The sequence below is a fragment of the Segatella maculosa OT 289 genome (assembly GCF_000243015.1).
GTDB lineage: Bacteria > Bacteroidota > Bacteroidia > Bacteroidales > Bacteroidaceae > Prevotella > Prevotella maculosa.
Window position 1 is genome coordinate 434,835 of sequence record NZ_JH594500.1, and the last position, 23,066, is coordinate 457,900.

Below are 23,066 nucleotides of genomic sequence, written 5' to 3' on the forward strand. Positions count from 1 at the left end.
ACCAGGTGTTGAGATGAGAAGAAAAATAGTTACCCTCGGATTGACCTTGATACTATCAGCTCCGCTTGTTGCCTTTATGCCATCAGAGAATATGTCAGTCAAGAAGAGCATTGGTAACTATCTGATGAAATATTGTATAGAGAAAAAGTTTCTTTCCGATAAGCTTTATGTGGAAGGCTTGAAGTTCGACCATGATGCTGGGATTATCACTCTTTCCATTAGTAACGACTTTGCTGAATTGGAGTTTACATCAAAAGACATCAAGAAGCTGACCAAAGGTATCAAGAAGCTTATCCCGGCCCCTTACAATAAGTATCAATTATCCATTCTTACATGTGGTATGCCCTTGCAATATCTTGCTGAAGCCGCCGTCATTCCCGATAACGACGGACATCGTTTTTGGGGCGACATAGAATACAAGGACAAACCTTGGACGGTAAATGCCTCACGCCCATTCAGTATATCTCATGGGTTATGCAACAGACACCTGACCGTGTGGGCCAGTCATGGCAGATACTATGATTGGGACAAAGGACTGTGGAAGTGGCAACGTCCTAACCTCTTTGGAACGACAGAAGATTTATTCACGCAGACAATTGTCGTTCCCTATCTCATACCGATGTTACAGAATGCAGGTGCAGTAGTCTTTACACCACGCGAAAGAGATTGGCAGACCGATGAGCAAATCGTAGACAATGATGTTTCTCCACGCCCTGCATATCTTGAAGAGAATGTAAAAGGAAACTGGGAAAAGGCTCCGGAGAAGGGATTTGCCTTTCATGCCGGAACGTATGAGAATGGCGATAACCCGTTCATGGCAGGCACGGCACGAATGACAAAAACGACAAAAAGCAAGAACTATTCGTTCATATCGTATCAGCCGACGCTTGCCAACGAAGGTAAATATGCCGTTTACGTCAGCTATCAATCATTGGACAACAGCGTGCCCGACGCAGAATACGTCGTCTATAACAAGGGAAAAGCAACGCGTTTCACGGTCAATCAGACCATGGGAGGCAGCACGTGGGTCTATTTAGGGACATTCGACTTTGACAAAGGTTCGAGCCGAGAGAACCGTGTGGTGATAACCAACCGATCTAAATATAATGGTGTCGTCACGGCCGATGCTGTCAGGTTTGGTGGAGGCATGGGAAACATCGAGCGCGGAGGGGCTGTCAGTGGCTATCCGCGCTGCCTTGAGGGAGCACGCTACTATGCGCAGTGGGCCGGCGCACCGGCGAGCGTCTACAACGGCAGACTGGGGCAGAACGATTATGCCGACGACATCAATGCACGCCCCAACATGAGCAATTGGCTGGGCGGCGGTTCTTGCTTTGCACCAAGTATCGAGGGGAAGAAGGTGCCTATTGAACTTGCATTGGCCGTGCATAGCGACGCTGGCTTCGACCAAGGCGGCGGACTCGTCGGCTCGTTGGCCATTTGCACGACGGACTTCAACGAAGGGAAACTGAACTCAGGCATCTCCCGTCTGACCTCAAAGGAATTCGCCCAAAGGCTCTTGGACGGTTTGGACAGGGACCTGCCTGCCACCGTCGGCAAGTGGGCAAGGCGATATCTATGGGACAAGAATTATTCCGAGACTCGTACACCCGAAGTGCCATCGGCCATCATCGAGACTCTGTCCCACCAAAACTTCCCAGACATGCTCTTGGGACAAGACCCCCATTTCAAGTTTGCAATGGCACGCTCCCTCTATAAGAGTATCGCCCGATTTGTCAACGAGGGGCATGGCAGGCCGACTTTCATACAACCGCTTACCCCTCATGCCTTCAGCCTCGGTTTCACTGCAGAGAACACCGTCCGACTGAAATGGCAGGCAACGGAAGACACACTCGAACCGACGGCCCACCCCACAGCCTATGTGGTGTACACCGCTATGGGAAATTCGGGCTACGACAACGGGACCGTCGTCCGCCAGCCTTCTTATGATATCAGCATCACCCCCGGCGTACAGTACAACTTCAAGGTCACGGCTATCAACCGCGGCGGAGAGAGCTTCCCCACGGAAGAACTGTCGGCTTACAGGCAGGAGGGTGCAACGAAGACCGTCCTCGTCGTCAACGGCTTTGAACGCCTGTCAGGGCCGGCCGTCATCAACAACGAAATACAGCAAGGCTTCGACCTTGACAAAGACCCCGGTGTCTCTTACGGGCTGACGGCTGGTTGGAACGGGTGGCAACAGAACTTCGACACTGCCCAAATGGGTATCGAAGGACCGGCTGGGCTGGGATACAGCGGAGACGAACTCGCCGGGCACTTCATCATGGGCAACGACTTCTCTGCCGTGAAGACGCACACGGAAGCCATTGCAAGCGCACGAAAGTACAATGCCGTCAGCTGTTCGTTACAAGCCATTGAGACAGACCGCGTAGACCTGTCCGCCTATCAGGCCATTGACATCGTCCTCGGGCTGCAGAAAGACGACGTCCATGCACTGCAACATCACAAAACCTTCACGAAAGCACTGCAGCGTCGGCTCCGCGACTATGCCCGAAGGCAGGGCAGCCTTATCGTCAGCGGTAGTTACGTGGGCAGCGACATGCAGAACGACGACGAGCGACTGTTCCTGAAGGACGTGCTCAAACTCAGATACGAGCCGTCGGACTCGACCGTCAAGGGAGACACCATCAATGGCCTCGGCATGTCGTTCGACATCTGCCGACACCTCAACCCACATCACTACGCCGCCACGTCTGTAGACCGGCTCGTGCCCACGGCAGGGGCCATCTGCGCCATGCTGTATGCCGACGGAACGAGCGCAGCAGTGGGCTATCAAGGCGATTACAATGCTTTCACCATGGGCTTCCCCCTGGAATGTATTACCCCGCCCGAGATACGCAATACCATTATGCGCGGTATTCTCAATTATATCATCAAATAATTCAATACAGACAACTATGTATAAAATTCAAGCAAACCCTTCCGGCACACGCACCATCATGGTCAGCGAACAGCATTTAGAAACGATTGAAAAGTATCAATTGATGCGCAATCTGGTAGATAGTAACGGTATCGTCGACGAGTCCGTGCTGGACAAATTGAAGTTCAATGTCCGTTCACTTTTAGAGAGCAGGACGGGTAATGATAAACAACTGCTCGACCTCTGCTTGGACGTGATTTACAATCCCAACATGAAGGCCTTCGGGCTGCAGCATCTCGTCGTGCTCTATGCCGACTGGAAGGACCGGAAACACACGGGAGAAACGCCTGAAGGTCCTGCAGAATAGCCCGCCACACGCCGTCTTTATCCCTGCACCATGGGCCTGAACGCCCCGTCGCATAGACGCGAACGAACAGTCTCATAGCAGGAGCACGTGTTGAGTTATAGCGTCTCAAGATTGTTTCAATGCTTGGAACACACAGTTCCTCCCTGTGGAACGCACAGTTCCATATACTGAAACTCACAGTTCCATGTACTGGAACTCTGAGTACCAAGCCATGAAACGCTCGGTTTCATCTGATGGACACATGGCGCAACAGTTAGGAAGCGGGCGGCAACATGGTCATAACGCAATCACAAACCCTTATCAGATTGGAGACAGAAGCATATAAACTGACGGATTTCCTCCCTACGACGAAGAAGGAATGCGCATTGAGGGGGTGGGACGAGCTCGACGTCATCTTGTTCTCGGGCGATGCCTACGTCGATCACCCTTCGTTCGGCGTGGCCGTCGTGGGGCGTAGCCTCGAAGCCGCAGGCTATCGCGTGGCCATCGTGCCGCAACCCGACTGGCACGGCGACCACCGCGACTTCAAGAAGCTGGGGCGTCCGCGGCTCTTCTTCGGCATATCTCCGGGCTGCATGGACTCGATGGTAAACAAGTACACGGCCAACCGACGCCTGCGGTCTATCGATGAATACAGCCCTGACGGCCGGCATGACTGTCGGCCCGAATACCCCACGGTGGTCTATTCGCAAATTCTCAAACAGCTCTATCCCGACGTGCCGGTAGTGCTGGGCGGTATTGAGGCTTCAATGCGCCGGCTCACCCACTATGACTATTGGCAGGACAGGCTGCGGCGTTGCATACTGTGTGACAGTGGCGCCGACCTTATCTTATATGGGTCGGGCACGAAGTCGATTCTTGCACTGTGTAAGCAACTCGAGGCCGGAAAGCCCATCGGCGAGGTCAGGGACATACCGCAGACGGTGTACCTTGCCAAGGAGGAAGATGTGGAGGGAGGCATTGGGGCTGATGACATCGTGCTGCATTCGCACGAGGAATGCCTGCGCAATAAGCGGGCCGAAGCAGAGAACTACCGCCACATCGAGGAGGAATCTAACAAGATACACGCCTGTCGCCTGTTGCAAGAGGTGGGCAATGTCTATGCGGTGGTCAACCCGCCCTACCCCGTGATGACTACGGCCGAGTTGGACGCGACGTTCGATTTGCCCTACACGCGGCTGCCACACCCAAAGTACAAGGGTAAGAAACTGCCGGCCTACGAGATGATCAAGTTCTCCATTAACATGCATCAGGGTTGCTTCGGGGGATGCGCGTTCTGCACCATATCGGCGCATCAAGGTAAGTTCGTGGTGTGCAGAAGCAAGGAAAGCATCATCAATGAGGCCAAGCGCGTCATCGCGATGCCCGATTTCAAGGGCTATATATCCGACCTTGGGGGGCCGTCGGCTAACATGTACGGCATGCGTGGACACAATCTCAAGGCCTGCGAGCGTTGCAAACGTCCGTCGTGTATTCATCCGGCAGTCTGCCCGAATCTTGATACGGACCACACGAAGCTGCTTGATGTCTATCATGCTGTAGATGCACTGCCGGGCTTAAAGAAGAGCTTCATCGGTAGCGGTATTCGTTACGACCTGCTGCTGCATGAAGGAAAGGACGAACGGGTTAACGCTTCGGCCCGGCAATACACGCGAGAACTAATTATGCGGCATGTCAGTGGCAGGCTAAAGATTGCGCCCGAACACACGCAGGACGACGTGCTAAGACTGATGCGCAAGCCGTCGTTCGCACAGTTCCATGCGTTCAAACGTCTTTTCGACCGGATTAACAAGGAAGCCGGACTCAAACAACAACTTATACCTTATTTTATTAGTTCGCACCCAGGCTGCCGCGAAGAGGATATGGCCGAGCTTGCTGTCATCACGAAAGCACTCGACTTTCATCTTGAACAGGTACAGGACTTCACACCCACGCCGATGACCATCTCTACTGAAGCATGGTATACGGGTTACGACCCCTATACGCTCGAACCCGTGTATAGTGCGAAGACACCAAGGGAGAAGCTCGCCCAGCGGCAGTTTTTCTTCTGGTATAAGCCCGAGGAGCGCAGGAATATAGCGCGGGAACTCAGGCGCATCGGGCGCGAAGACCTCATCACCCGCCTCTTTCCGAAAGGCGAGAGCACCGACGAAGCCCGACGGCATGAGGTCCGCTATAGCGACAGGCCCGTGGGAAGCACTTTCGACATCAAGGGCAAAGGCAGGAAGAGTTTCAATCCCAACTTTGGCAAAAGCAACCGCAAACACAGATGACACATCATTATTTGTAGGTATTTATGCCCGTCATGTACGGACAAAGGTTGATGCATTCCCCTACTATTTATAACTTTGCAGGAGATAGGTTAAACGACAAAAACATGAGATTATCAGATTTACACACTGGCGAACACGGCATCATCGTAAAAGTAACGGGACACGGAGGCTTCAGGAAGCGGATCGTGGAGATGGGCTTCATCAAGGGGAAAAAGGTGGAGGTGCTTTTGAATGCGCCGCTGATGGACCCTGTGAAGTATAAGATCATGGGGTATGAGGTCTCGCTCCGCAGGAGTGAAGCCGAAATGATAGAGATTGTCTCTGAAGCAGAGGCAAAGGAAATCAACAAGCGGGTAAGCCATACTGAAAAGGGTTCCGAGATAACTCCCGTTGATGACCGTCCCTTGACAGATAAGCAGCTGAAAGAAGCGGCTAAGATACGCCATCGTGTTATTAATGTGGCTTTGGTGGGTAATCCCAACTGCGGTAAGACCTCGCTGTTCAATTTCGCTTCGGGAGCTCACGAGCGCGTCGGCAACTACTCCGGCGTTACGGTCGATGCCAAGGAAGGATATGCCGAATTCGAAGGCTACACGTTCAACCTTGTTGATCTGCCCGGTACCTACAGTCTCTCGGCCTACTCGCCTGAAGAGCTGTATGTGCGCAAGCAAATCATTGAGAAGACGCCCGACGTGGTCATCAACGTGATTGATGCCAGTAACTTGGAGCGTAACCTTTATCTTACGACGCAACTCATCGACATGAACCTTCGCATGGTCTGTGCGCTTAATATGTTTGACGAGACCCAGAAACGTGGCGACAAGATTGATTACACCAAGCTGTCGGAGCTCTTCGGTGTTCCGATGATACCGACCGTCTTTAAGAACGGTACCGGCGTGAAAGAACTCTTTCACCAAATCATAGAACGCTATGAGAGTAATGAGGAAGAACTGCCTTACGCCCGCCATATCCATATCAATCACGGTCACGAGATAGAAGACGGCATCAGGCACATTCAGGAATATCTGAAGAAAGATGAGAGTGTGCGACGGTTATATTCCACCCGTTATCTGGCTATCAAGCTGTTGGAATATGATGCTGCTACGATGGAGTACATAGAGACCTTGCCAAACTCCGCAGAGATATTCAGGGTTAGAGACGTTGCAGCCCAACGCGTAAAAGAGGAGACCGGAGAGGACTGCGAAACGGCAATCATGGATGCCAAATACGGCTTCATTCACGGCGCACTCCAAGAGTCACAATATCAAACGGGAAAGAATAAGGACACGTATTTGATGACACATTATATAGATTATGTCATCACGAACAAATATCTGGGCTTCCCTATCTTTATCCTTATACTGTTCATCATGTTCTTCGCCACCTTTACCGTCGGACAGTATCCCATGGACTGGATAGATGCAACAGTCGCTTGGTTCGGTAAAGTCATTTCACACAATATGCCCGACGGGCCGGTCAAAGCCATGCTTGTAGATGGTGTGATAGGCGGTGTCGGTGCGGTTATCGTGTTCCTGCCGCAGATACTTATTCTCTATTTCTTCATCAGTTTCATGGAAGACTCCGGCTATATGGCCCGGGCCGCATTCATTATGGACAAGCTGATGCACAAAATGGGGTTGCACGGCAAGTCGTTCATTCCGCTTATCATGGGCTTCGGTTGTAATGTTCCTGCCGTTATGTCCACACGAACCATCGAAAGCAGGCGTTCACGACTTATCACTATGCTTATTCTGCCCTTGATGAGTTGCTCGGCCCGTCTCCCCATCTACATCATGATTACAGGCTCTTTCTTTGCGCTGAAATATCGTTCATTTGTGATGTTGTCTCTTTATGTCATCGGCATTTCCATCGCCGTTATCCTCAGCCGACTTTTCAGCACATTTGTCGTGAAAGGAGAAGACACGCCTTTTGTCATGGAACTTCCCCCCTACCGCTTTCCGACGTGGAAGGCCATGGGGCGCCACACATGGGAAAAGGGAAAGCAATATCTCAAGAAGATGGGAGGCATCATTCTTTTTGCCAGCATTATCGTATGGGCCTTGGGCTACTTCCCATACGACGATGCACTCGATGCCCGACAACAGCAGGAACAGAGCTACATCGGACGCATCGGAAAGTTCGTGGAGCCCGTGTTCCGCCCACAGGGATTTGACTGGAAGATTGATGTCGGTCTGATTTCGGGCGTGGGCGCAAAGGAAATCGTTGCAAGTACGATGGGCGTGCTTTACAGTAACAACGACAGTTTTAGCGAGGACGACAGCTTCAACGACGAAGGCGGAAAATACCGGACGCTGCACCGACAGATGACAAGTGATCTGGCCCGACTACACGGCATCACCTACAAAGCTGCCGAGCCCGTCGCCACGCTCACCGCCTATTGTTTCCTGCTGTTCGTGCTGCTCTATTTCCCATGTATCGCCACAATCGCTGCTATCAAGGGCGAGACGGGAAGTTGGAAATGGGCCTTGTTTGCCGCTGGCTACACCACACTGCTTGCATGGGGCGTCAGTGCGGCCGTGTTTCAAATCGGGCGTCTCTTCCTATAGATAAAACATGATGAACCGCAAAAGACTTCCGACTATTTCATTCCTGCTGTGCATGGCCCTGTCCTGTCTTGCACAGCGAAATGAGATTTTCTCACCCGACATCGCTACGCTGCAAGTAAACAACACGCGGCAAAGGCTGTCTGTGCTACCCGTCATTCAATTGGGCAGTGACGAACGCATTCAGATTTCGTTCGATTGCCTCGGCCATGAATATCATCGTTTCACTTACAAAATCACACACTGCGAAGCCGATTGGTCAACCTCCACGCAATTGTTCGACAGCGACTATCTGGAAGGCTTCGGAAACAATCTTCTCATCGAAGATATCAAGGAGTCCGTCAACACAAACACGGAATACACCCACTATTCGTTAGCCTTGCCAAACGCCCAATGCCGCATGACCCTAAGCGGCAACTACAAAGTCTGTATCTATGACGAGGCCAACAACCTGCTACTCAACGCCTGTTTCATGGTCGTCGAACCGAGAATGCGCATAGGTCTTTCATACATGACGAATACCGACATCGACATCAATCGGGCGCATCAGCAAGTAGAAATGAAACTTGATTACGGCACACTTACCGTCACCGACCCCGGCCGTCAGATAAAGACCATCATTCTGCAAAACGGGAATTGGAACGACGCCCGTGTCAACGTGCAGCCGCAATACACGCGACGCGACGGCCTACAGTGGCAGCACTGCCGCGGATACATCTTCGAGGCAGGAAACGTCTACCGCAAGTTCGAATGTCTCTCGCTCGATCACCCCACGATGGGCATCGCGTCTATCGATTGGGACGGCCACAACTATCATGCCTGGCTGTGGCCCGACCTTCCGCGCCGTAACTACGTACACGACGAAAGTGCGCAGGGAACCTTCGTCGTTCGCAACAGTGACAACCGCGGGAACGACTATCTCTCCGACTACGTGATGGTGCACTTCACCCTGCAGACCAACTCTACCGACGATAAAATATACGTCAGCGGAGGCTTTACGAACCACCTGTTGCTGCCCCAATATCAGATGCAACGCAATGCCGTTACCGGTAATTACGAACTCACACTACTGCTGAAGCAGGGTTATTATTCTTATACGTATGTGCAGGTCGGTGCCGACGGGTATGCCCGCAACCTTTCCTCCGAAGGCAATTTCTACCAGACCCAAAACCAATATCAGGCACTGATTTATTATAGAGGTCCGGGTGAGCGCACCGACCGTCTCGTGGCCGTGGTGCAATGACGAAACACAGTGTAATGGACATTTGGTAGGCTAAAACCGCCATAAGATGAACAGCCCTCCCTGCGCAGGCATGAGGCCCCTGCTCCCCGAGTATCAGAAACAGCACACACAAACGCCCTCAAAGTAGACTGACGGCAGGCGGTTCGGAGATTGAAAGAGATTTCGATTGCCCCAGTTAAAAGATAAAAAACTCGTAGCGTATCAGAGATGAACTTGATTATTGACAAGGACGGCAATCAAGTCATCACGATGGTACGCCTTCAGAAGACCTTTTATTATAAGTAAGACAAAGGACGGCCATGCCACCCTCACGATGGTAGAGCGTAGCTCACAGTAAAAGAACCCTTCCGATGGTTCTACGGCATCGAACGACAGTTCCTTTTTACATTTTTTATCGTCCGAGCCCTCGGAAAACAGTTTAATCTTTCTTTTTCTTCCAACCGAGGCCTCGGATAGTGTTTTCCGTTAATTAATTTCACATCCGAGACCTCAGATAGCATTTTCTGTTAATTAATTTTACATCTTAGGCCTCGGATAACAGTTCTTTTTCTATTTAGCTTCCATCTGATCTGTCGGACGAGTGTTCTTTTTTTGTTTTACTATCTTCCGAGTCCTCGGATGAGTGTTCCTTTTTTGTTTTCCATTAATCCGATGCTTCAGAGACGCAGTTTTTCCTGTTTTTTCTCCATAGGGCTCATATCGAACTCACATAGGATAGAGCGCAGCACGAACTTCCTCATCATGGAAAAGTGCAAGTATGGGGCCATGCCGCCGGCCAAGACCGTGTGGAGGCTACTCATGCCCTACATGCGAGAGCATCGCAAGACAACGGCAGCGAGTTTGCCGAGCGATTGCACGCAGGTTGGCACAGGATAGCTCCAGGCTAAAATCAACGGAAGACCAAGGGGAAAATTGAACTTCGCAACACCGAAGCAGGAGTTTTACAAATATTATTCGTGATATTGCACTTGCTGGTTGACTCTTTACTCTTTTCGCTGGAAAATAAAGCGCCACGAGAAATAAAATGCGGTCTGATGTTTGCATATCCGAAGATTAATTTCTAACTTTGCTTATCTAAATGGAAAATTCAGGCAATAGCATAAAGATTTTTCAACGGTATAACTAAACAACAAGAGTAAGTTATGGCTAAAATCAAAACGATTGGAATTCTGACTTCGGGTGGCGATGCCCCCGGAATGAACGCGGCTATACGCGCCGTGACACGCGCCGGCATCTATAACGGCTTCCATATAAAGGCCGTTTATCGCGGTTATGACGGGCTTATCAATGATGAAATCGTAGATTTCACGACGGAGAATGTAAGCGGCATTATCAATCAAGGCGGCACAATGCTGAAAACGGTACGCTCGATGGAGTTCATGACCGCGGAGGGCATGCAGAAAGCTTATGACAACATCTTGAAAGAATGTATCGATGCGTTGGTGGTAATCGGCGGAAACGGCTCTCTGACGGGTGCCATGAAGTTTGCACAGGAGTATGATATCTGCTGCATCGGTCTACCGGGTACGATTGATAATGACCTTTACGGGACGGACAGTACGATCGGTTATGACACAACGATGAATACTATCGTGGAGTGCGTCGACCGAATCCGCGATACGGCCCAGAGCCATGAGCGTATTTTCTTTGTGGAAGTGATGGGGCGCGATGCTGGTTTCCTTGCGCAGAACTCTGCGATTGCATCGGGTGCAGAGGCGGCTATTATCCCAGAAGATAGTACCGACGTGGACCAATTGGCACAATTCATGGAACGTGGCATTCGCAAAAGTAAGAAGAGCTGTATCGTGATTGTCAGTGAGAGTCCCAAGTGTGGTGCCATATACTATGCCGACCGCGTGAAGAAAGAGTTCCCGCAGTATGATGTGCGGATATCAATCCTTGGACATCTGCAGCGTGGAGGCCGTCCGACAGCCCGCGACCGTATCTTGGCAAGTTGTACCGGAGTGGGCGCCGTGGAAGCAATCATGCAAGGTCAGCGTAACATCATGGTTGGCGTGCGTAACAACGAGGTGGTTTATGTCCCCTTGAGCGAAGCTATCAGAAGTGATAAGCCTTTTGACAGAAAGTTGATAACGGTGCTTGATGAACTGAGTATCTAATATTTAAAAGGTATTAAAAGGTAGAAAATCCATAAATAAATCCCAAGGTAAATTTGCATTTTATATAAAATATAGGTACTTTTGCCCAACAGTTTTTGTAAGAATTTAAATACTCAAATAAAATTATGTCACAGATTATAGGACATATCTCGCAGATTATCGGCCCGGTCATTGATGTTTATTTCGACACCAAGGGGCAGGATGCGGAGAAAGTGTTGCCAAAGATTTACGAGGCCCTGAAAGTAAAACGGTCAGACGGTAGCGAACTTGTAATCGAGGCTCAACAGCATATTGGAGAAGACACCGTACGATGTGTAGCTATGGATAATACCGACGGCCTTCAGCGGGGTCTTGAGGTTGCTCCAACAGGAAGTCCGATAACAATGCCTGCTGGTGAGCAAATCAAGGGACGAATGATGAATGTTATCGGAAAGCCTATTGATGGTATGGAGGAATTGGATATGCAGGGTGCTTATCCTATTCATCGAGAAGCTCCAACTTTCGATCAATTATCTACACACAAAGAGATGTTGGCAACGGGTATCAAAGTCATCGACTTACTGGAGCCTTATATGAAAGGTGGAAAAATCGGACTCTTCGGTGGGGCCGGTGTAGGTAAGACAGTACTTATCATGGAGTTGATTAACAATATTGCAAAGGGACACAACGGTTATTCTGTGTTTGCAGGAGTCGGTGAGCGCACCCGTGAAGGTAACGACTTGCTCCGCGATATGCTGGAGAGTGGTGTTATCAAATATGGTGAAGCCTTTAGAAAAGCAATGGACGAGGGTAAGTGGGATTTATCCTTAGTCGATAAAAAGGAGTTGGCCGAAAGTCAGGCAACCCTTGTTTATGGACAGATGAACGAACCTCCTGGGGCACGTGCTTCAGTAGCTTTGTCGGGTTTGACCGTGGCTGAAGAGTTCCGTGACCATGGAGGGAAAAATGGAGAGTCGGCCGATATTATGTTCTTTATTGACAATATCTTTCGTTTCACTCAGGCCGGTTCAGAAGTGTCTGCACTCTTAGGGCGTATGCCTTCTGCCGTGGGCTATCAACCAACGTTGGCCAGTGAAATGGGAACCATGCAAGAGCGAATTACCTCAACGAAAAACGGTTCTATCACCTCTGTGCAGGCTGTTTATGTGCCGGCAGATGACTTGACGGATCCGGCTCCTGCTACAACGTTCTCGCACTTGGACGCTACAACAGAACTCTCAAGGAAGATTGCAGAGTTGGGTATCTATCCGGCTGTAGACCCGTTAGGAAGTACTTCACGTATCCTTGACCCATTAATTGTCGGTAAGGCACATTATGACTGTGCACAGCGTGTGAAAGAGCTGCTGCAACGCTATAATGAACTTCAGGACATCATTGCTATCCTTGGTATGGATGAACTTTCAGATGAGGATAAGTTGATTGTAAACCGTGCACGTCGTGTTCAACGTTTCCTTTCTCAACCGTTTACAGTGGCCGAACAATTTACCGGATTAAAAGGTGTGATGGTACCTATTGAAGATACGATTAAAGGCTTCAATGCAATTCTTGATGGAGAGGTCGATGACCTCCCAGAGCAGGCTTTCATCAATGTAGGAACGATAGAAGATGCAAAAGAAAAGGCAAAGAAACTACTTGAGGCAGCTAATGCTTAATGCACTGCGAGTAAAGTATTTGATGAAGAATAACTAAACTTTTGAAAGCTTATGTTGAGATTGAAAGTCGTATCTCCGGAGAAAGTGCTCTTTGATGGTGAGGTGACTCGTGTCATTGTTCCCGGAACTGTGGGCGAGTTTGAGATCTTAGAGTATCATGCTCCAATTATCTCTTCGTTGGAAAAGGGATGTGTCAAGTATCAGGCTCAAGCCACTCAAGAGGAGAGACTTGATATTCTTGGCGGATTTGTCGAAGTACAAAAAGACGAGATACGCATGTGCGTCGAACTATAGACTGTTTTGATGAAAGAAGTGGTAAATATTCAATCAGCAAGTAAAAGATATATCCAACAGGCTGTACAGATAGTCTTTGCTTTGTCCTTGTTGGAATTGTTGATTTTGCAAATGCTGGGTGCCGGTCTATTGCTGACTCCTGTCCTCGTGAGTATGTGCTTTGCATTGATTGTAGAATTGAGTGATGCATTTATTTGGAAACGATTGGAAAATAAGACAGAGGAGAATAAGGCAACTTTCTTTATGGCCGTTTCAGGTTTCAGATTTCTTTTGTCATTATTGATGCTGTTCGTTTATTACTTTATGTCCGACCGTTCCGGAATGATTGCTTTCATTCTGTTGTTTGCACCATATTATTTGGCTGTATTGGTCCATCATTCCATATTTTTCTCACATCTGCGTAGTAAATCGTAGCCATTTATCAAGGGGGTTGATTAAATAAAATGAGACAAATAAAATCATTACTTCGTCTATTCGCGCTTGCTATGTTTCCTTTGCAACTGTTTGCAGTTCATAGTACAGGAAAAGGAGAATTGAATATTTCAGAGATAGTGCTTGAACATCTCTCTGATGACTATGAGTGGCACATTGCCTCTTATGGAGGAAAGACCATCAGTATTCCACTTCCTGTCATTGTAAAAAGTTCTGTCACGGGACAATGGTTTTTCTGTACACCAGAGACATTACCTTCCAACTTCTTCTTCGATAGCGCACATCATGGGAAGATTTTTGAGAAAATGCCTGACGGAAATAATGTCCGGCCAATAGATTTGAGTATTACGAAGGCTGTAGCGCAGATATGGATAGTTGTCTTTATTTTGCTTGGAATATTTGCCTATTGTGTACGATGGTATAAGCATCGTGACATGAAAAGTTTAGCTCCTGGAGGTTTTGTCGGTGCCATGGAGATGATGGTAATGATAATTAATGATGATGTTGTTAAGTCTTCTATTGGTGAAAAGCATTATAAGACCTATGCTCCTTACTTGCTTACTGTATTCTTTTTCATTCTCACAGCTAATCTGATAGGTCTTATCCCCATATTCCCCGGTGGTGCCAATGTGACAGGTAATATCAATATAACTTTATTTCTTGCGGTCTGCACGATGATTGTTGTAAACTTGTTTGGTAATAAAGAATATTGGAAAGATATATTTTGGCCACATGTTCCTTTATTTTTAAAGGCTCCTATCCCTTTGATGCCGCTTATAGAGTTATTTGGTGTGTTTACAAAACCATTTGCATTGATGATTCGTCTCTTTGCCAACATGATGGCTGGACACGCTGTGATATTAAGTTTCACATGCGTAATCTTCCTTGGATGGTCTATGGGGGTAGGCTTTGGCTTGGGACTGAATACGTTCAGTATTATTATGTTGCTTTTCATGAACTGCCTAGAGCTGTTGGTTGCTTTTGTACAGGCTTATGTATTTACATTATTGAGTGCAGTCTTTATTGGATTGGCACATAAGGAGGAGGAAGCGGAAGAATAAAAAACTGTCCTTTCTATAGTAAAAAAAAAATTAAATAGTAATAACAATTAAAAAGTAAGAATTATGATGATTTCAACTTTATTGGCTGCAACAGGTCTGGCTCAGCTGGGCTGCGGTCTTGGTGCTGGTATTGCAACAATTGGTGCAGGCTTAGGTATTGGGAAAATTGGTGGTAGTGCTATGGATGCTATTGCTCGTCAACCGGAAGCATCTGGTAAGATTATGACCAATATGATTTTGACATCGGCATTTGTCGAAGGTTGTGCTCTGTTTGCTATTGCTGCTTGTGCATTTATCATTAAGTAAAAATAGGATCAATACGAATGGAGAATTTGCCATCAATATTAACGCCTGATCTTGGACTTCTGTTTTGGATGCTCCTTGCGTTTTTGGTGGTCTTCTTTTGTCTTGCCCGTTTTGGTTTTCCGGTCATCATCAAAATGGTTGATGAACGGAAACAATATATTGATGAGAGTTTAGGCAAGGCACATGAAGCTTCTGAACGTTTGGCACATATCAAACAAGAGGGAGAGGCCTTGTTACAAGAGGCTCGAGAGCAACAGGCTAAGATAATGAAAGAGGCGGCTATGACTCGTGATGCCATTGTTGAGCAGGCACAGGATAAGGCACATGAAGAAAGTGCTCGTCTCATCTCTGAAGCAAAGAAGCAGATTGAGATTGAGAAACAAGCTGCAATCCGTGATATCCGCTCACAGGTGGCTGAACTTAGTATTCAGGTTGCAGAAAAAATCCTTCAAGAGAAGTTATCAAACGACAAATCTCAGATGGAATTGATAGACCGGCTATTGGATGAGGTTTCTAAAAGAGAGAATAAAGACTAAAAATTGTAGTTTATGGATTTAGGTGTAATATCAGTTCGATATGCTCGTGCCTTATTGAAGGGTGCTGTTGCTGGAAACCAAGAAGATGAGGTTTACAGAGATATGCAAATTCTTCTGCAAAATTATATTGCTGTGCCTGAACTGAGACTTACGATTGAAAACCCTATGCTTGCAAAAGAAAAGAAACAAGAGGTTCTTGAAATTGCAAGTGGCAAGAATGTAACATCGCTAACGAAGCATTTTATAGCTCTTGTTTTGAAAGAAGATAGGGAGACTGCCCTGCAATTCATGGCTGCATCATACATCACTCTTTACAGAAAGCATAAGAATATCACCTGTGGTAAACTTATTACAGCCACAGCAGTTACCCAAGAGGTTGAAACTAAGATGAAGCAGATGGTTGAGAATAGGACTCAAGGTTCTGTAGAATTCAATACGGAAGTTGATGAAGGCCTCATAGGCGGCTTTATCCTTGAATACGATGATTGCCGTATGGATGCAAGTGTAAAAGGCAAACTGCGTAGTATTCTGTCAGAACTAAAGAAATAATAATTCAGTTTAATAAGAAGAAAAGATGTCAGATAAAATTAAACCAAGTGAGGTGTCAGAAGTACTTCTCAAAGAGTTGCAGAGCATCAACAGTGGAGAACAGTTTGACGAGGTAGGTACTGTACTTACTGTGGCAGATGGTGTAGCACGTGTTTATGGCCTCCGAAATGTTGAAGCGAGTGAACTTCTTGAGTTTGAAAACGGTACGATGGCTATCGTGATGAACTTAGAGGAAGACAATATTGGCTGTGTACTTCTTGGTCCGACGGCTGGCATTAAGGAAGGACAGACTGTAAAGCGTACACATCGTATTGCTTCTATCCGTGTGAATGATAACTTTCTTGGGCGTGTTGTCAATCCTCTTGGGCAAGCTATCGATGGTCTTGGTGATATAGAACTGACGGATGCCTTTGAGATGCCTTTGGATCGCAAAGCACCGGGAGTTATCTATCGCCAACCGGTGAAAGAACCTTTGCAAACCGGCCTGAAGGCTGTAGACTCGATGATTCCTATTGGTCGTGGACAGCGTGAGCTCATCATCGGTGATCGCCAAACGGGTAAAACTGCTATCGCCATAGATACTATTATCAACCAGAAAAGCTTCTATGAAGCAGGTAAGCCTGTCTATTGTATTTATGTGGCCATAGGGCAAAAAGCCTCTACTGTTGCAGCTTTGGTACAGACACTGAAAGAATATGGTGCTTTACCATATTCAATTATTGTAAGTGCAACAGCTGCCGACCCTGCAGCCATGCAGTATTATGCGCCTTTTGCTGGTGCAGCCATCGGAGAGTATTTCCGAGATCGCGGCTACAGTGCACTTGTTGTTTATGATGACCTATCGAAACAGGCCGTGGCCTATCGTGAAGTTTCCTTGATCCTTCGTCGTCCTTCAGGACGCGAAGCCTATCCCGGTGATGTGTTCTATCTTCACTCTCGCCTCTTGGAACGTGCTGCACGTATCAATAATCAACAAGAGATTGCCGAGCAGATGAACGACCTTCCCGACTGTATGAAAGGCCATGTTCGTGGAGGAGGTTCGTTAACAGCCTTGCCTATTATAGAAACGCAGGCCGGTGATGTCTCTGCTTATATTCCTACGAACGTGATTTCCATCACCGATGGACAGATTTATTTGGAGACAAATCTATTCAACCAAGGTTTTCGTCCGGCAATCAACGTTGGTATATCCGTATCACGTGTGGGCGGTTCTGCGCAAATTAAGAGTATGAAGAAAGTTGCAGGTACGTTGAAATTGGATATGGCACAATACCGTGAGTTGGAGGCTTTCTCAAAGTTTTCCAGTGATATGGATGCCGTGACTGCAATGACTTTGGATCGTGGCCGTAAGAATAACCAATTGCTCATTCAGCCTCAATATCACCCAATGCCGGTAGGTGAACAGATTGCTATTTTGTATTGTGGCGTACATGGTCTGATGCATGATGTGCCCGTGGATCATGTCCGTGATTGTCAAGACCAATTCTTGGATGCCATGCGCTCATCTCATGCAGACATTATCAATGCATTGGCTGAAGGGCAGCTGACAGATGAGGCTGTCAAGGTCATTGAAGATACAATGGCAAATATTGTCGGACAATATAAGTAAAAACCCGTAGCAATGCCTTCATTAAAAGAAATCAAGACACGTATTGCTTCTGTCAAAAACACCCGTAAGATTACGAGTGCAATGAAAATGGTGGCATCAAGCAAACTGCATCATGCGCAGACCGCCATTCAGAACATGTTGCCTTATGAAAATCTGCTTGAGCATATTTTGAAGTCTTTTCTCATCACGGTTCCGGAAGTTCAGAATGAATTTGAAATGAAGCGTGAAATAAAAAGAGTGGCACTTGTTGTTTTCACTAGCAACAGTTCCCTATGTGGCGGTTTTAACAACAATGTGCTCAAGTTGCTTCAGAGCACTGTTGATGATTATACAGCCCAAGGCGTTGAGGATATTCTCATTTATCCGATCGGGCGCAAAGCCGAAGAGTATGCCATCAAGCGCGGCTTTCATATAGCAGGTAGTTTTCTTTCATTGGCAGAAAAACCGAAGGCGACAGACTGTGCGTTGATTTCGCAAGAATTGCAGACGAAGTTCGTCGCTCACGAGGTGGATAAGGTCGAACTTATCTATCATCATTTCAAGTCAGTTGGAAGTCAGGTCTTATCGCGAAAGGTTTTTCTTCCGATTGATTTGTCCACAGAGAATATCGGGCTTGAGAATGACCGCGATCTGTCCGGCAATGTAACTACGGCAAAAGCGCAAGAGTATATTAAGAATAAGGCAAAGGCAGAGACGAAAAAGAAGTCTTCGGCAGAGATACTCAATGATAATTTTATTGTGGAGCCAAATTTGAATATGGTGCTCAGCTCTTTGGTCCCCAAGGAACTGAATCTACAAATCTACACAGCTTTGCTCGATAGCAATGCCAGCGAACATGCCGCACGTATGATTGCAATGCAAACGGCAACAGACAATGCCGACGAATTGCTCCGCGCCCTAAATCTCCAATACAATAAGAGTCGCCAGCAGGCTATCACCAGCGAGTTACTTGACATCGTGGGTGGCAGCATCAATAACTAAGCGCGAGTTCGGGATAAATCCCAATGGGGAAAAATTAAAAAAAGAGCTTCGGTGCCTCCGCCGAGACTTCGAGAAACAAAAAATACGTAGCGGAACCTCCGCTAGAAGCCAGGGGGCAAAATACATATCAGCGGAAACTCCGCCGGAACTCAAAAGTTAAAAGACGTATCGGCGGAAGTTCCGCTAGGTGCCAAAAGTTAAAAGATGTGTTAGCGGAAGTTCCGATATGAGTTAAAAGTTAAAAGATGTATCAGCGGAAATTCCGCCGAAAGTCAAAAGTTAAAAGATGTATTGGCGGAAACTCCGAAGAGGTGACGGACCATTGGAAACAACTCCTGCTTCGTTCCGTCACCTCTTCAAGATTCCAGCTGTTCCCATCATGACAGTGGAGGCTACGCACAAGCCTCTTAATATCTTAGGTCTTTCAACAGTTCTGCCATCTTCTGCTTCGTCGTTATTGTAGTAGGCACAAGGGGAAGACGCAACACGTTCTCTATCATTCCCATGTCGTTTAACAGCGCTTTGCAGCCCGCAGGGTTCCCATCTACGAAGAGTAACGAATAAAGTTCGGTAAACATGTGATGAATCTTGCGGGCCGGTTCATATTCCCCATTGAATTCCAATCTGATCATGCGGCTGAATTCTTTGGGCAAGGCATTGCCTATTACGGAGATTACGCCGGCAGCACCGCTGGCCACCATTGAAAACGTAAGTGCATCGTCACCGCTGATGACATCAAAGTTGTCTGGTTTGTTCTTGATGATTTCATCTATCTGTTCCAAACTTCCGCTTGCTTCTTTCACGGCAACGATGTTGGGAAAGTCTTTCGCCAACCTGACCGTCGTCTCCGCCTTCATGTTGACCCCTGTCCTACCCGGAACATTATAGAGGACTACGGGCAATGGACTCGCTTCCGCAATGGCTTTAAAATGCTGATAAAGTCCTTCTTGGGACGGTTTGTTATAATATGGGCAAATACTCAGCACGCCGTCAATCCCCGACCAATCTGTCGTTTTGATTTCTTCAACGACGGCAGCAGTATTATTTCCACCACAATATTTGAGAATCGGAACCCTACCACCTACCAATTCCTTTATGAACACCGTTATCTCGTCTTTCTCCTGCTTAGACAAACAAGGGGCTTCGCCCGTAGTAGCCAAGATACAAAGAAAATCGGCCCCGTTGGTCAATTGATATTCTATAAGCCGTTTTAACGCCTTGTAGTCAATCTCGCCGTTTAATGTAAAAGGGGTTATCAAGGCTATACCAAGACCTTTAAAGATGTTATGTGCCATAAATGGTTCTTTTTACTTTCAATCTTGACTACAAAGTTACAAGATTTACATCAAATTGCAAAAGTTTTTAATAAAATAATTCCGGAAAGATATGTGCTTGAAAGCGGACGAGAACGCCTTTCCCGCCCTCAATCATCTTCTTTTCTTTATCAAAGAGTAAAGCAATAAATCTGAAACTCCATTCATAAGCCCTTTGCTAATATAAAAAGACATTACAAGTATAAAATAACAAAACAGGGTCGGAATGCTAACCATTCCGACCCTGTCTTCATTTGATGTCTTATAACTTACAAAACATCTATGCTACGTTGCACTTTCTGTACTTCTTTAACAACTTTCGGCAAGTTTATTTCGAGCACACCGTCCGTCACCTTGGCCGAGATTTTATCTCTATCTACGTCATCGGGCAGAACATAACTCTGCTGATAATTCGAATAAGAGAATTCACGACGCAAATAATGCTCCTTCTTACGCTCTTCCTTGTGCTCCAATTTGTTCTCGATGGCCACTTCAAGATTGCCGTTATCATCAATATTCACACGGCAAAACTCCTTTTTGATGCCCGGCACTGCAACCTCCATCACGTAAGCCTTCTCGGTATCTTTGACATTGACAGCAGGTGCTGTAGAGTTCATCTTCGACAAAGCAGCGTCACTAAAGAAATCATTAAATGCATTGTCCAACCAATTGTTATTTGTACGCATTACTGGAAACAACATCATAAAAACCTCCTAATTATATTTTAGTTCTACATTAAATTTCTTTTGGATCTTCATGCCTTTCGGTTTCATTATCCACCTCTACATTTGCAACAAACATGCCGCCGGATTGAACATGACAAAATGTCCCTATTGTAAATCTATTTTAACCATATTTGCTGACATAGTAAGTAAAATTGTCAGTAAATCTTAATTATTTTAAGTTTTATAGCCTCCAAGCCTACAATTCCATTCCGTTGTATCAGGAAATGGAATCCTCAAAAACCGTTTTCTAATCTCAGCTATTTTGTAGACTAAAATCAGCCACTTTACCGCATAATATAGCTGAGATTGCGCGGTAAAATGGCTGAGATGGTTTTGCAGGTCCCTTCACCCCCACCACTACTCCTTGTTTAATAGGCAAAGAGCGGGTAGTCTTTCATCGTTGCATTGACCTTTTCGCGAACTCGTTTTATCACCACTTCGTTTTCAGGATCATTCAAAACCTCTTCGATAAGGCCGGCAATAAGGTGCATCATGTCTTCCTTTGCACCACGAGTTGTTATCGCTGCCGAGCCCAAGCGTATGCCTGAGGTCAGGAATGCACTGCGCGTATCGAACGGAACCATGTTCTTGTTGACCGTTATATCAGCGGCAACAAGGGCATTTTCGGCTAATTTACCGGTCAAATCGGGATATTTCGCCCGCAAATCAACCAACATTGAATGATTATCCGTGCCGCCACTGACAATCGTGAAGCCTCGTTGCATCAAGTCTTCGGCCAAAACCACAGCATTTTTCTTTACCTGCATGGCATATTCTTTCCATGATGGGTCGAGATTTTCACCGAAACCAACGGCCTTGGCTGCAATGACATGCTCGAGCGGACCGCCTTGTGTGCCCGGAAAAACGGCTGAGTTGAGCAACATACTCATCTTCTTCACTTCACCTTTCTTCGTAGTCAGGCCCCAAGGGTTATCGAAATCCTTACCCATAAGGATAATACCACCACGTGGTCCGCGAAGGGTTTTATGCGTTGTACTGGTGACAATATGTGCATATTTCAGCGGATTGTCAAGCAAACCTGCGGCTATCAATCCGGCCGGATGGGCCATATCAATCAGCAATATCGCTCCAACCTCGTCGGCAATCTTACGCATACGTGCATAATCCCACTCACGACTGTAGGCCGATCCGCCGCCGATTATAAGTTTCGGTTTATGCTCAAGGGCCAGTCGTTCCATCTCGTCATAGTCCACACGTCCTGTTTCTCGGTTTAGATTATAACCTACGGGCTTGTAAAGCAGACCCGAAGTGTTGACATGACTACCGTGAGAAAGATGCCCGCCATGGTCGAGATTCAATCCCATAAACGTGTCACCGGGTTGCAAAACGGCCAACAATACGGCGGCATTGGCCTGCGCACCGGAATGAGGTTGCACGTTGGCAAACTCTGCATCAAACAATTTCTTGACACGATTCCGGGCAAGGTCTTCGACCTCGTCAACGACCTGACATCCCCCGTAGTAGCGCTTTCCGGGAAGTCCTTCGGCATATTTGTTGGTAAGACAAGACCCCATGGCAGCCATTACTTCGTCACTAACAAAGTTTTCAGATGCAATCAGCTCCATTCCCTTCAATTGGCGTTGATGCTCTCTTTCAATAAGGTCGAAAATCTCTTGATCTTTTTTCATTGCAAAATGCTATTTTGTAGTTAATAATTCCTTTCTTTGATACTGATTTGCATCAGCAGAGTTTTATTTTATTTATATCTTGCTCTTTGTCGCAGTATCTGCATTTCAAAATGCCATGTGCTTTGTCTACAACATTGAATACGGTCATCATCGGTTCATTGTTGGTGATGCATTTCGGATTGTTACATTTGACAATTCCTCTAAGCTCATCGGGGGTCTCTACCGTCTTTTTTTCGACGACTTCATAGTCTTTGATAAGATTAAGTACAATCTTTGGGGCAACGACACTTAGTCGACTGATTTCCTCATCAGAGAAGAACTTATCCGTGATTTTGATGATTCCTTTCTTTCCAATCTTCTCTGAAGGAAGGTTATAGCCAATGGTCACAGGCGTGGAAGAGCCTCTTAATCCCAACAAATCAACAACCTGATAGGTCTTTTCAGCCGGAATATGGTCGATAACGGTGCCGTTCTCGATTGCAGAAACAAGCATTTCTTTCTTTCCCATGAC

At 47.0% G+C, this 23,066-nt stretch carries 19 protein-coding genes and 1 pseudogene; 16 read left to right on the top strand and 4 right to left on the bottom strand.

Features of this window, described 5'->3' with window-relative positions:
* Window positions 1-13: 13 nt before the first annotated feature.
* The 16 genes and pseudogenes from HMPREF9944_RS01680 to HMPREF9944_RS01750 all read left to right on the top strand — a co-directional run bounded on the left by HMPREF9944_RS01680 (window position 14) and on the right by HMPREF9944_RS01750 (window position 18,868).
* Window positions 14-2,902, top strand: coding sequence for a golvesin C-terminal-like domain-containing protein (locus HMPREF9944_RS01680; RefSeq protein ID WP_008564007.1), 2,889 nt, complete (start codon window positions 14-16; stop codon window positions 2,900-2,902).
* 16 nt (window positions 2,903-2,918) lie between these two features.
* Window positions 2,919-3,248: a hypothetical protein gene (locus HMPREF9944_RS01685; protein WP_008564008.1), complete on the top strand. Its 330-nt coding sequence runs from the start codon at window positions 2,919-2,921 to the stop codon at window positions 3,246-3,248.
* A gap of 272 nt (window positions 3,249-3,520) precedes the next feature.
* Window positions 3,521-5,521, top strand: a complete 2,001-nt coding sequence (locus HMPREF9944_RS01690; RefSeq protein WP_008564009.1) for a YgiQ family radical SAM protein — start codon at window positions 3,521-3,523, stop codon at window positions 5,519-5,521.
* 104 nt (window positions 5,522-5,625) lie between these two features.
* Window positions 5,626-8,088: a ferrous iron transport protein B gene (feoB, locus tag HMPREF9944_RS01695; protein WP_044113153.1), complete on the top strand. Its 2,463-nt coding sequence runs from the start codon at window positions 5,626-5,628 to the stop codon at window positions 8,086-8,088.
* A 7-nt stretch (window positions 8,089-8,095) separates the two neighbouring features.
* The gene (locus HMPREF9944_RS01700; RefSeq protein ID WP_044113155.1) at window positions 8,096-9,328 is read left to right on the top strand and encodes a type IX secretion system plug protein; all 1,233 of its coding nucleotides are present in this window, start codon (window positions 8,096-8,098) and stop codon (window positions 9,326-9,328) included.
* Between the two features lie 714 nt (window positions 9,329-10,042).
* Window positions 10,043-10,288, top strand: a pseudogene (locus HMPREF9944_RS13555) (IS30 family transposase); the annotation flags it as partial.
* 182 nt (window positions 10,289-10,470) lie between these two features.
* Window positions 10,471-11,448 carry a 6-phosphofructokinase gene (gene pfkA, locus HMPREF9944_RS01705; RefSeq protein WP_008564013.1) on the top strand — a complete coding sequence of 326 codons (978 nt, stop codon included), beginning with the start codon at window positions 10,471-10,473 and terminating at the stop codon, window positions 11,446-11,448.
* A 125-nt stretch (window positions 11,449-11,573) separates the two neighbouring features.
* Window positions 11,574-13,100, top strand: a complete 1,527-nt coding sequence (gene atpD / locus HMPREF9944_RS01710; RefSeq protein WP_008564015.1) for a F0F1 ATP synthase subunit beta — start codon at window positions 11,574-11,576, stop codon at window positions 13,098-13,100.
* Window positions 13,101-13,151: 51 nt separating this feature from the next.
* Window positions 13,152-13,394 carry an ATP synthase F1 subunit epsilon gene (gene atpC / locus HMPREF9944_RS01715; RefSeq protein WP_008564017.1) on the top strand — a complete coding sequence of 81 codons (243 nt, stop codon included), beginning with the start codon at window positions 13,152-13,154 and terminating at the stop codon, window positions 13,392-13,394.
* Window positions 13,395-13,403: 9 nt separating this feature from the next.
* Complete coding sequence (locus HMPREF9944_RS01720) at window positions 13,404-13,808, top strand: hypothetical protein (RefSeq protein ID WP_008564018.1); 405 nt, start codon at window positions 13,404-13,406, stop codon at window positions 13,806-13,808.
* A 29-nt stretch (window positions 13,809-13,837) separates the two neighbouring features.
* Window positions 13,838-14,887, top strand: coding sequence for a F0F1 ATP synthase subunit A (atpB, locus tag HMPREF9944_RS01725; RefSeq protein WP_044113157.1), 1,050 nt, complete (start codon window positions 13,838-13,840; stop codon window positions 14,885-14,887).
* A gap of 63 nt (window positions 14,888-14,950) precedes the next feature.
* Window positions 14,951-15,193, top strand: coding sequence for an ATP synthase F0 subunit C (atpE, locus tag HMPREF9944_RS01730; RefSeq protein WP_008564022.1), 243 nt, complete (start codon window positions 14,951-14,953; stop codon window positions 15,191-15,193).
* 17 nt (window positions 15,194-15,210) lie between these two features.
* Window positions 15,211-15,729, top strand: a complete 519-nt coding sequence (gene atpF / locus HMPREF9944_RS01735; RefSeq protein ID WP_008564024.1) for a F0F1 ATP synthase subunit B — start codon at window positions 15,211-15,213, stop codon at window positions 15,727-15,729.
* A gap of 12 nt (window positions 15,730-15,741) precedes the next feature.
* Window positions 15,742-16,278, top strand: coding sequence for a F0F1 ATP synthase subunit delta (locus HMPREF9944_RS01740; protein WP_008564025.1), 537 nt, complete (start codon window positions 15,742-15,744; stop codon window positions 16,276-16,278).
* Window positions 16,279-16,303: 25 nt separating this feature from the next.
* On the top strand, window positions 16,304-17,887 hold the full coding sequence (gene atpA / locus HMPREF9944_RS01745; RefSeq protein WP_008564026.1) for a F0F1 ATP synthase subunit alpha: 1,584 nt from the start codon (window positions 16,304-16,306) through the stop codon (window positions 17,885-17,887).
* Between the two features lie 12 nt (window positions 17,888-17,899).
* Window positions 17,900-18,868 (top strand): F0F1 ATP synthase subunit gamma, encoded by a 969-nt coding sequence (locus tag HMPREF9944_RS01750; RefSeq protein ID WP_008564027.1) that lies wholly within the window; start codon window positions 17,900-17,902, stop codon window positions 18,866-18,868.
* A 407-nt stretch (window positions 18,869-19,275) separates the two neighbouring features.
* Here the strand turns inward: HMPREF9944_RS01750 and dapA are convergent, their stop codons facing one another.
* The 4 genes from dapA to pyrI form a co-directional block, all read right to left on the bottom strand.
* The gene (gene dapA, locus HMPREF9944_RS01755) at window positions 19,276-20,163 is read right to left on the bottom strand and encodes a 4-hydroxy-tetrahydrodipicolinate synthase (RefSeq protein WP_008564028.1); all 888 of its coding nucleotides are present in this window, start codon (window positions 20,161-20,163) and stop codon (window positions 19,276-19,278) included.
* A gap of 287 nt (window positions 20,164-20,450) precedes the next feature.
* Window positions 20,451-20,882, bottom strand: coding sequence for an Hsp20/alpha crystallin family protein (locus HMPREF9944_RS01760; protein ID WP_025830016.1), 432 nt, complete (start codon window positions 20,880-20,882; stop codon window positions 20,451-20,453).
* Between the two features lie 392 nt (window positions 20,883-21,274).
* Window positions 21,275-22,555, bottom strand: coding sequence for a serine hydroxymethyltransferase (gene glyA / locus HMPREF9944_RS01765; protein ID WP_008564030.1), 1,281 nt, complete (start codon window positions 22,553-22,555; stop codon window positions 21,275-21,277).
* A 52-nt stretch (window positions 22,556-22,607) separates the two neighbouring features.
* Window positions 22,608-23,063 carry an aspartate carbamoyltransferase regulatory subunit gene (pyrI, locus tag HMPREF9944_RS01770; RefSeq protein WP_008564031.1) on the bottom strand — a complete coding sequence of 152 codons (456 nt, stop codon included), beginning with the start codon at window positions 23,061-23,063 and terminating at the stop codon, window positions 22,608-22,610.
* Window positions 23,064-23,066 lie beyond the last annotated feature (3 nt).

What these genes read in the sequence shown, in the direction of transcription:
- HMPREF9944_RS01700 (WP_044113155.1), top strand. Translation starts at nt 8,096, where the DNA reads ATGATGAACCGCAAAAGACTTCCGACTATTTCATTCCTGCTGTGCATG.
- HMPREF9944_RS01685 (WP_008564008.1), top strand. Translation starts at nt 2,919, where the DNA reads ATGTATAAAATTCAAGCAAACCCTTCCGGCACACGCACCATCATGGTC.
- HMPREF9944_RS01690 (WP_008564009.1), top strand. Translation starts at nt 3,521, where the DNA reads ATGGTCATAACGCAATCACAAACCCTTATCAGATTGGAGACAGAAGCA.
- HMPREF9944_RS01720 (WP_008564018.1), top strand. Translation starts at nt 13,404, where the DNA reads ATGAAAGAAGTGGTAAATATTCAATCAGCAAGTAAAAGATATATCCAA.
- HMPREF9944_RS01680 (WP_008564007.1), top strand. Translation starts at nt 14, where the DNA reads ATGAGAAGAAAAATAGTTACCCTCGGATTGACCTTGATACTATCAGCT.
- atpA (WP_008564026.1), top strand. Translation starts at nt 16,304, where the DNA reads ATGTCAGATAAAATTAAACCAAGTGAGGTGTCAGAAGTACTTCTCAAA.
- feoB (WP_044113153.1), top strand. Translation starts at nt 5,626, where the DNA reads ATGAGATTATCAGATTTACACACTGGCGAACACGGCATCATCGTAAAA.
- atpD (WP_008564015.1), top strand. Translation starts at nt 11,574, where the DNA reads ATGTCACAGATTATAGGACATATCTCGCAGATTATCGGCCCGGTCATT.
- HMPREF9944_RS01750 (WP_008564027.1), top strand. Translation starts at nt 17,900, where the DNA reads ATGCCTTCATTAAAAGAAATCAAGACACGTATTGCTTCTGTCAAAAAC.
- atpC (WP_008564017.1), top strand. Translation starts at nt 13,152, where the DNA reads ATGTTGAGATTGAAAGTCGTATCTCCGGAGAAAGTGCTCTTTGATGGT.
- glyA (WP_008564030.1), bottom strand. Translation starts at nt 22,555, where the DNA reads ATGAAAAAAGATCAAGAGATTTTCGACCTTATTGAAAGAGAGCATCAA.
- HMPREF9944_RS01740 (WP_008564025.1), top strand. Translation starts at nt 15,742, where the DNA reads ATGGATTTAGGTGTAATATCAGTTCGATATGCTCGTGCCTTATTGAAG.
- atpE (WP_008564022.1), top strand. Translation starts at nt 14,951, where the DNA reads ATGATGATTTCAACTTTATTGGCTGCAACAGGTCTGGCTCAGCTGGGC.
- HMPREF9944_RS01760 (WP_025830016.1), bottom strand. Translation starts at nt 20,882, where the DNA reads ATGTTGTTTCCAGTAATGCGTACAAATAACAATTGGTTGGACAATGCA.
- atpB (WP_044113157.1), top strand. Translation starts at nt 13,838, where the DNA reads ATGAGACAAATAAAATCATTACTTCGTCTATTCGCGCTTGCTATGTTT.
- atpF (WP_008564024.1), top strand. Translation starts at nt 15,211, where the DNA reads ATGGAGAATTTGCCATCAATATTAACGCCTGATCTTGGACTTCTGTTT.
- dapA (WP_008564028.1), bottom strand. Translation starts at nt 20,163, where the DNA reads ATGGCACATAACATCTTTAAAGGTCTTGGTATAGCCTTGATAACCCCT.
- pyrI (WP_008564031.1), bottom strand. Translation starts at nt 23,063, where the DNA reads ATGGGAAAGAAAGAAATGCTTGTTTCTGCAATCGAGAACGGCACCGTT.
- pfkA (WP_008564013.1), top strand. Translation starts at nt 10,471, where the DNA reads ATGGCTAAAATCAAAACGATTGGAATTCTGACTTCGGGTGGCGATGCC.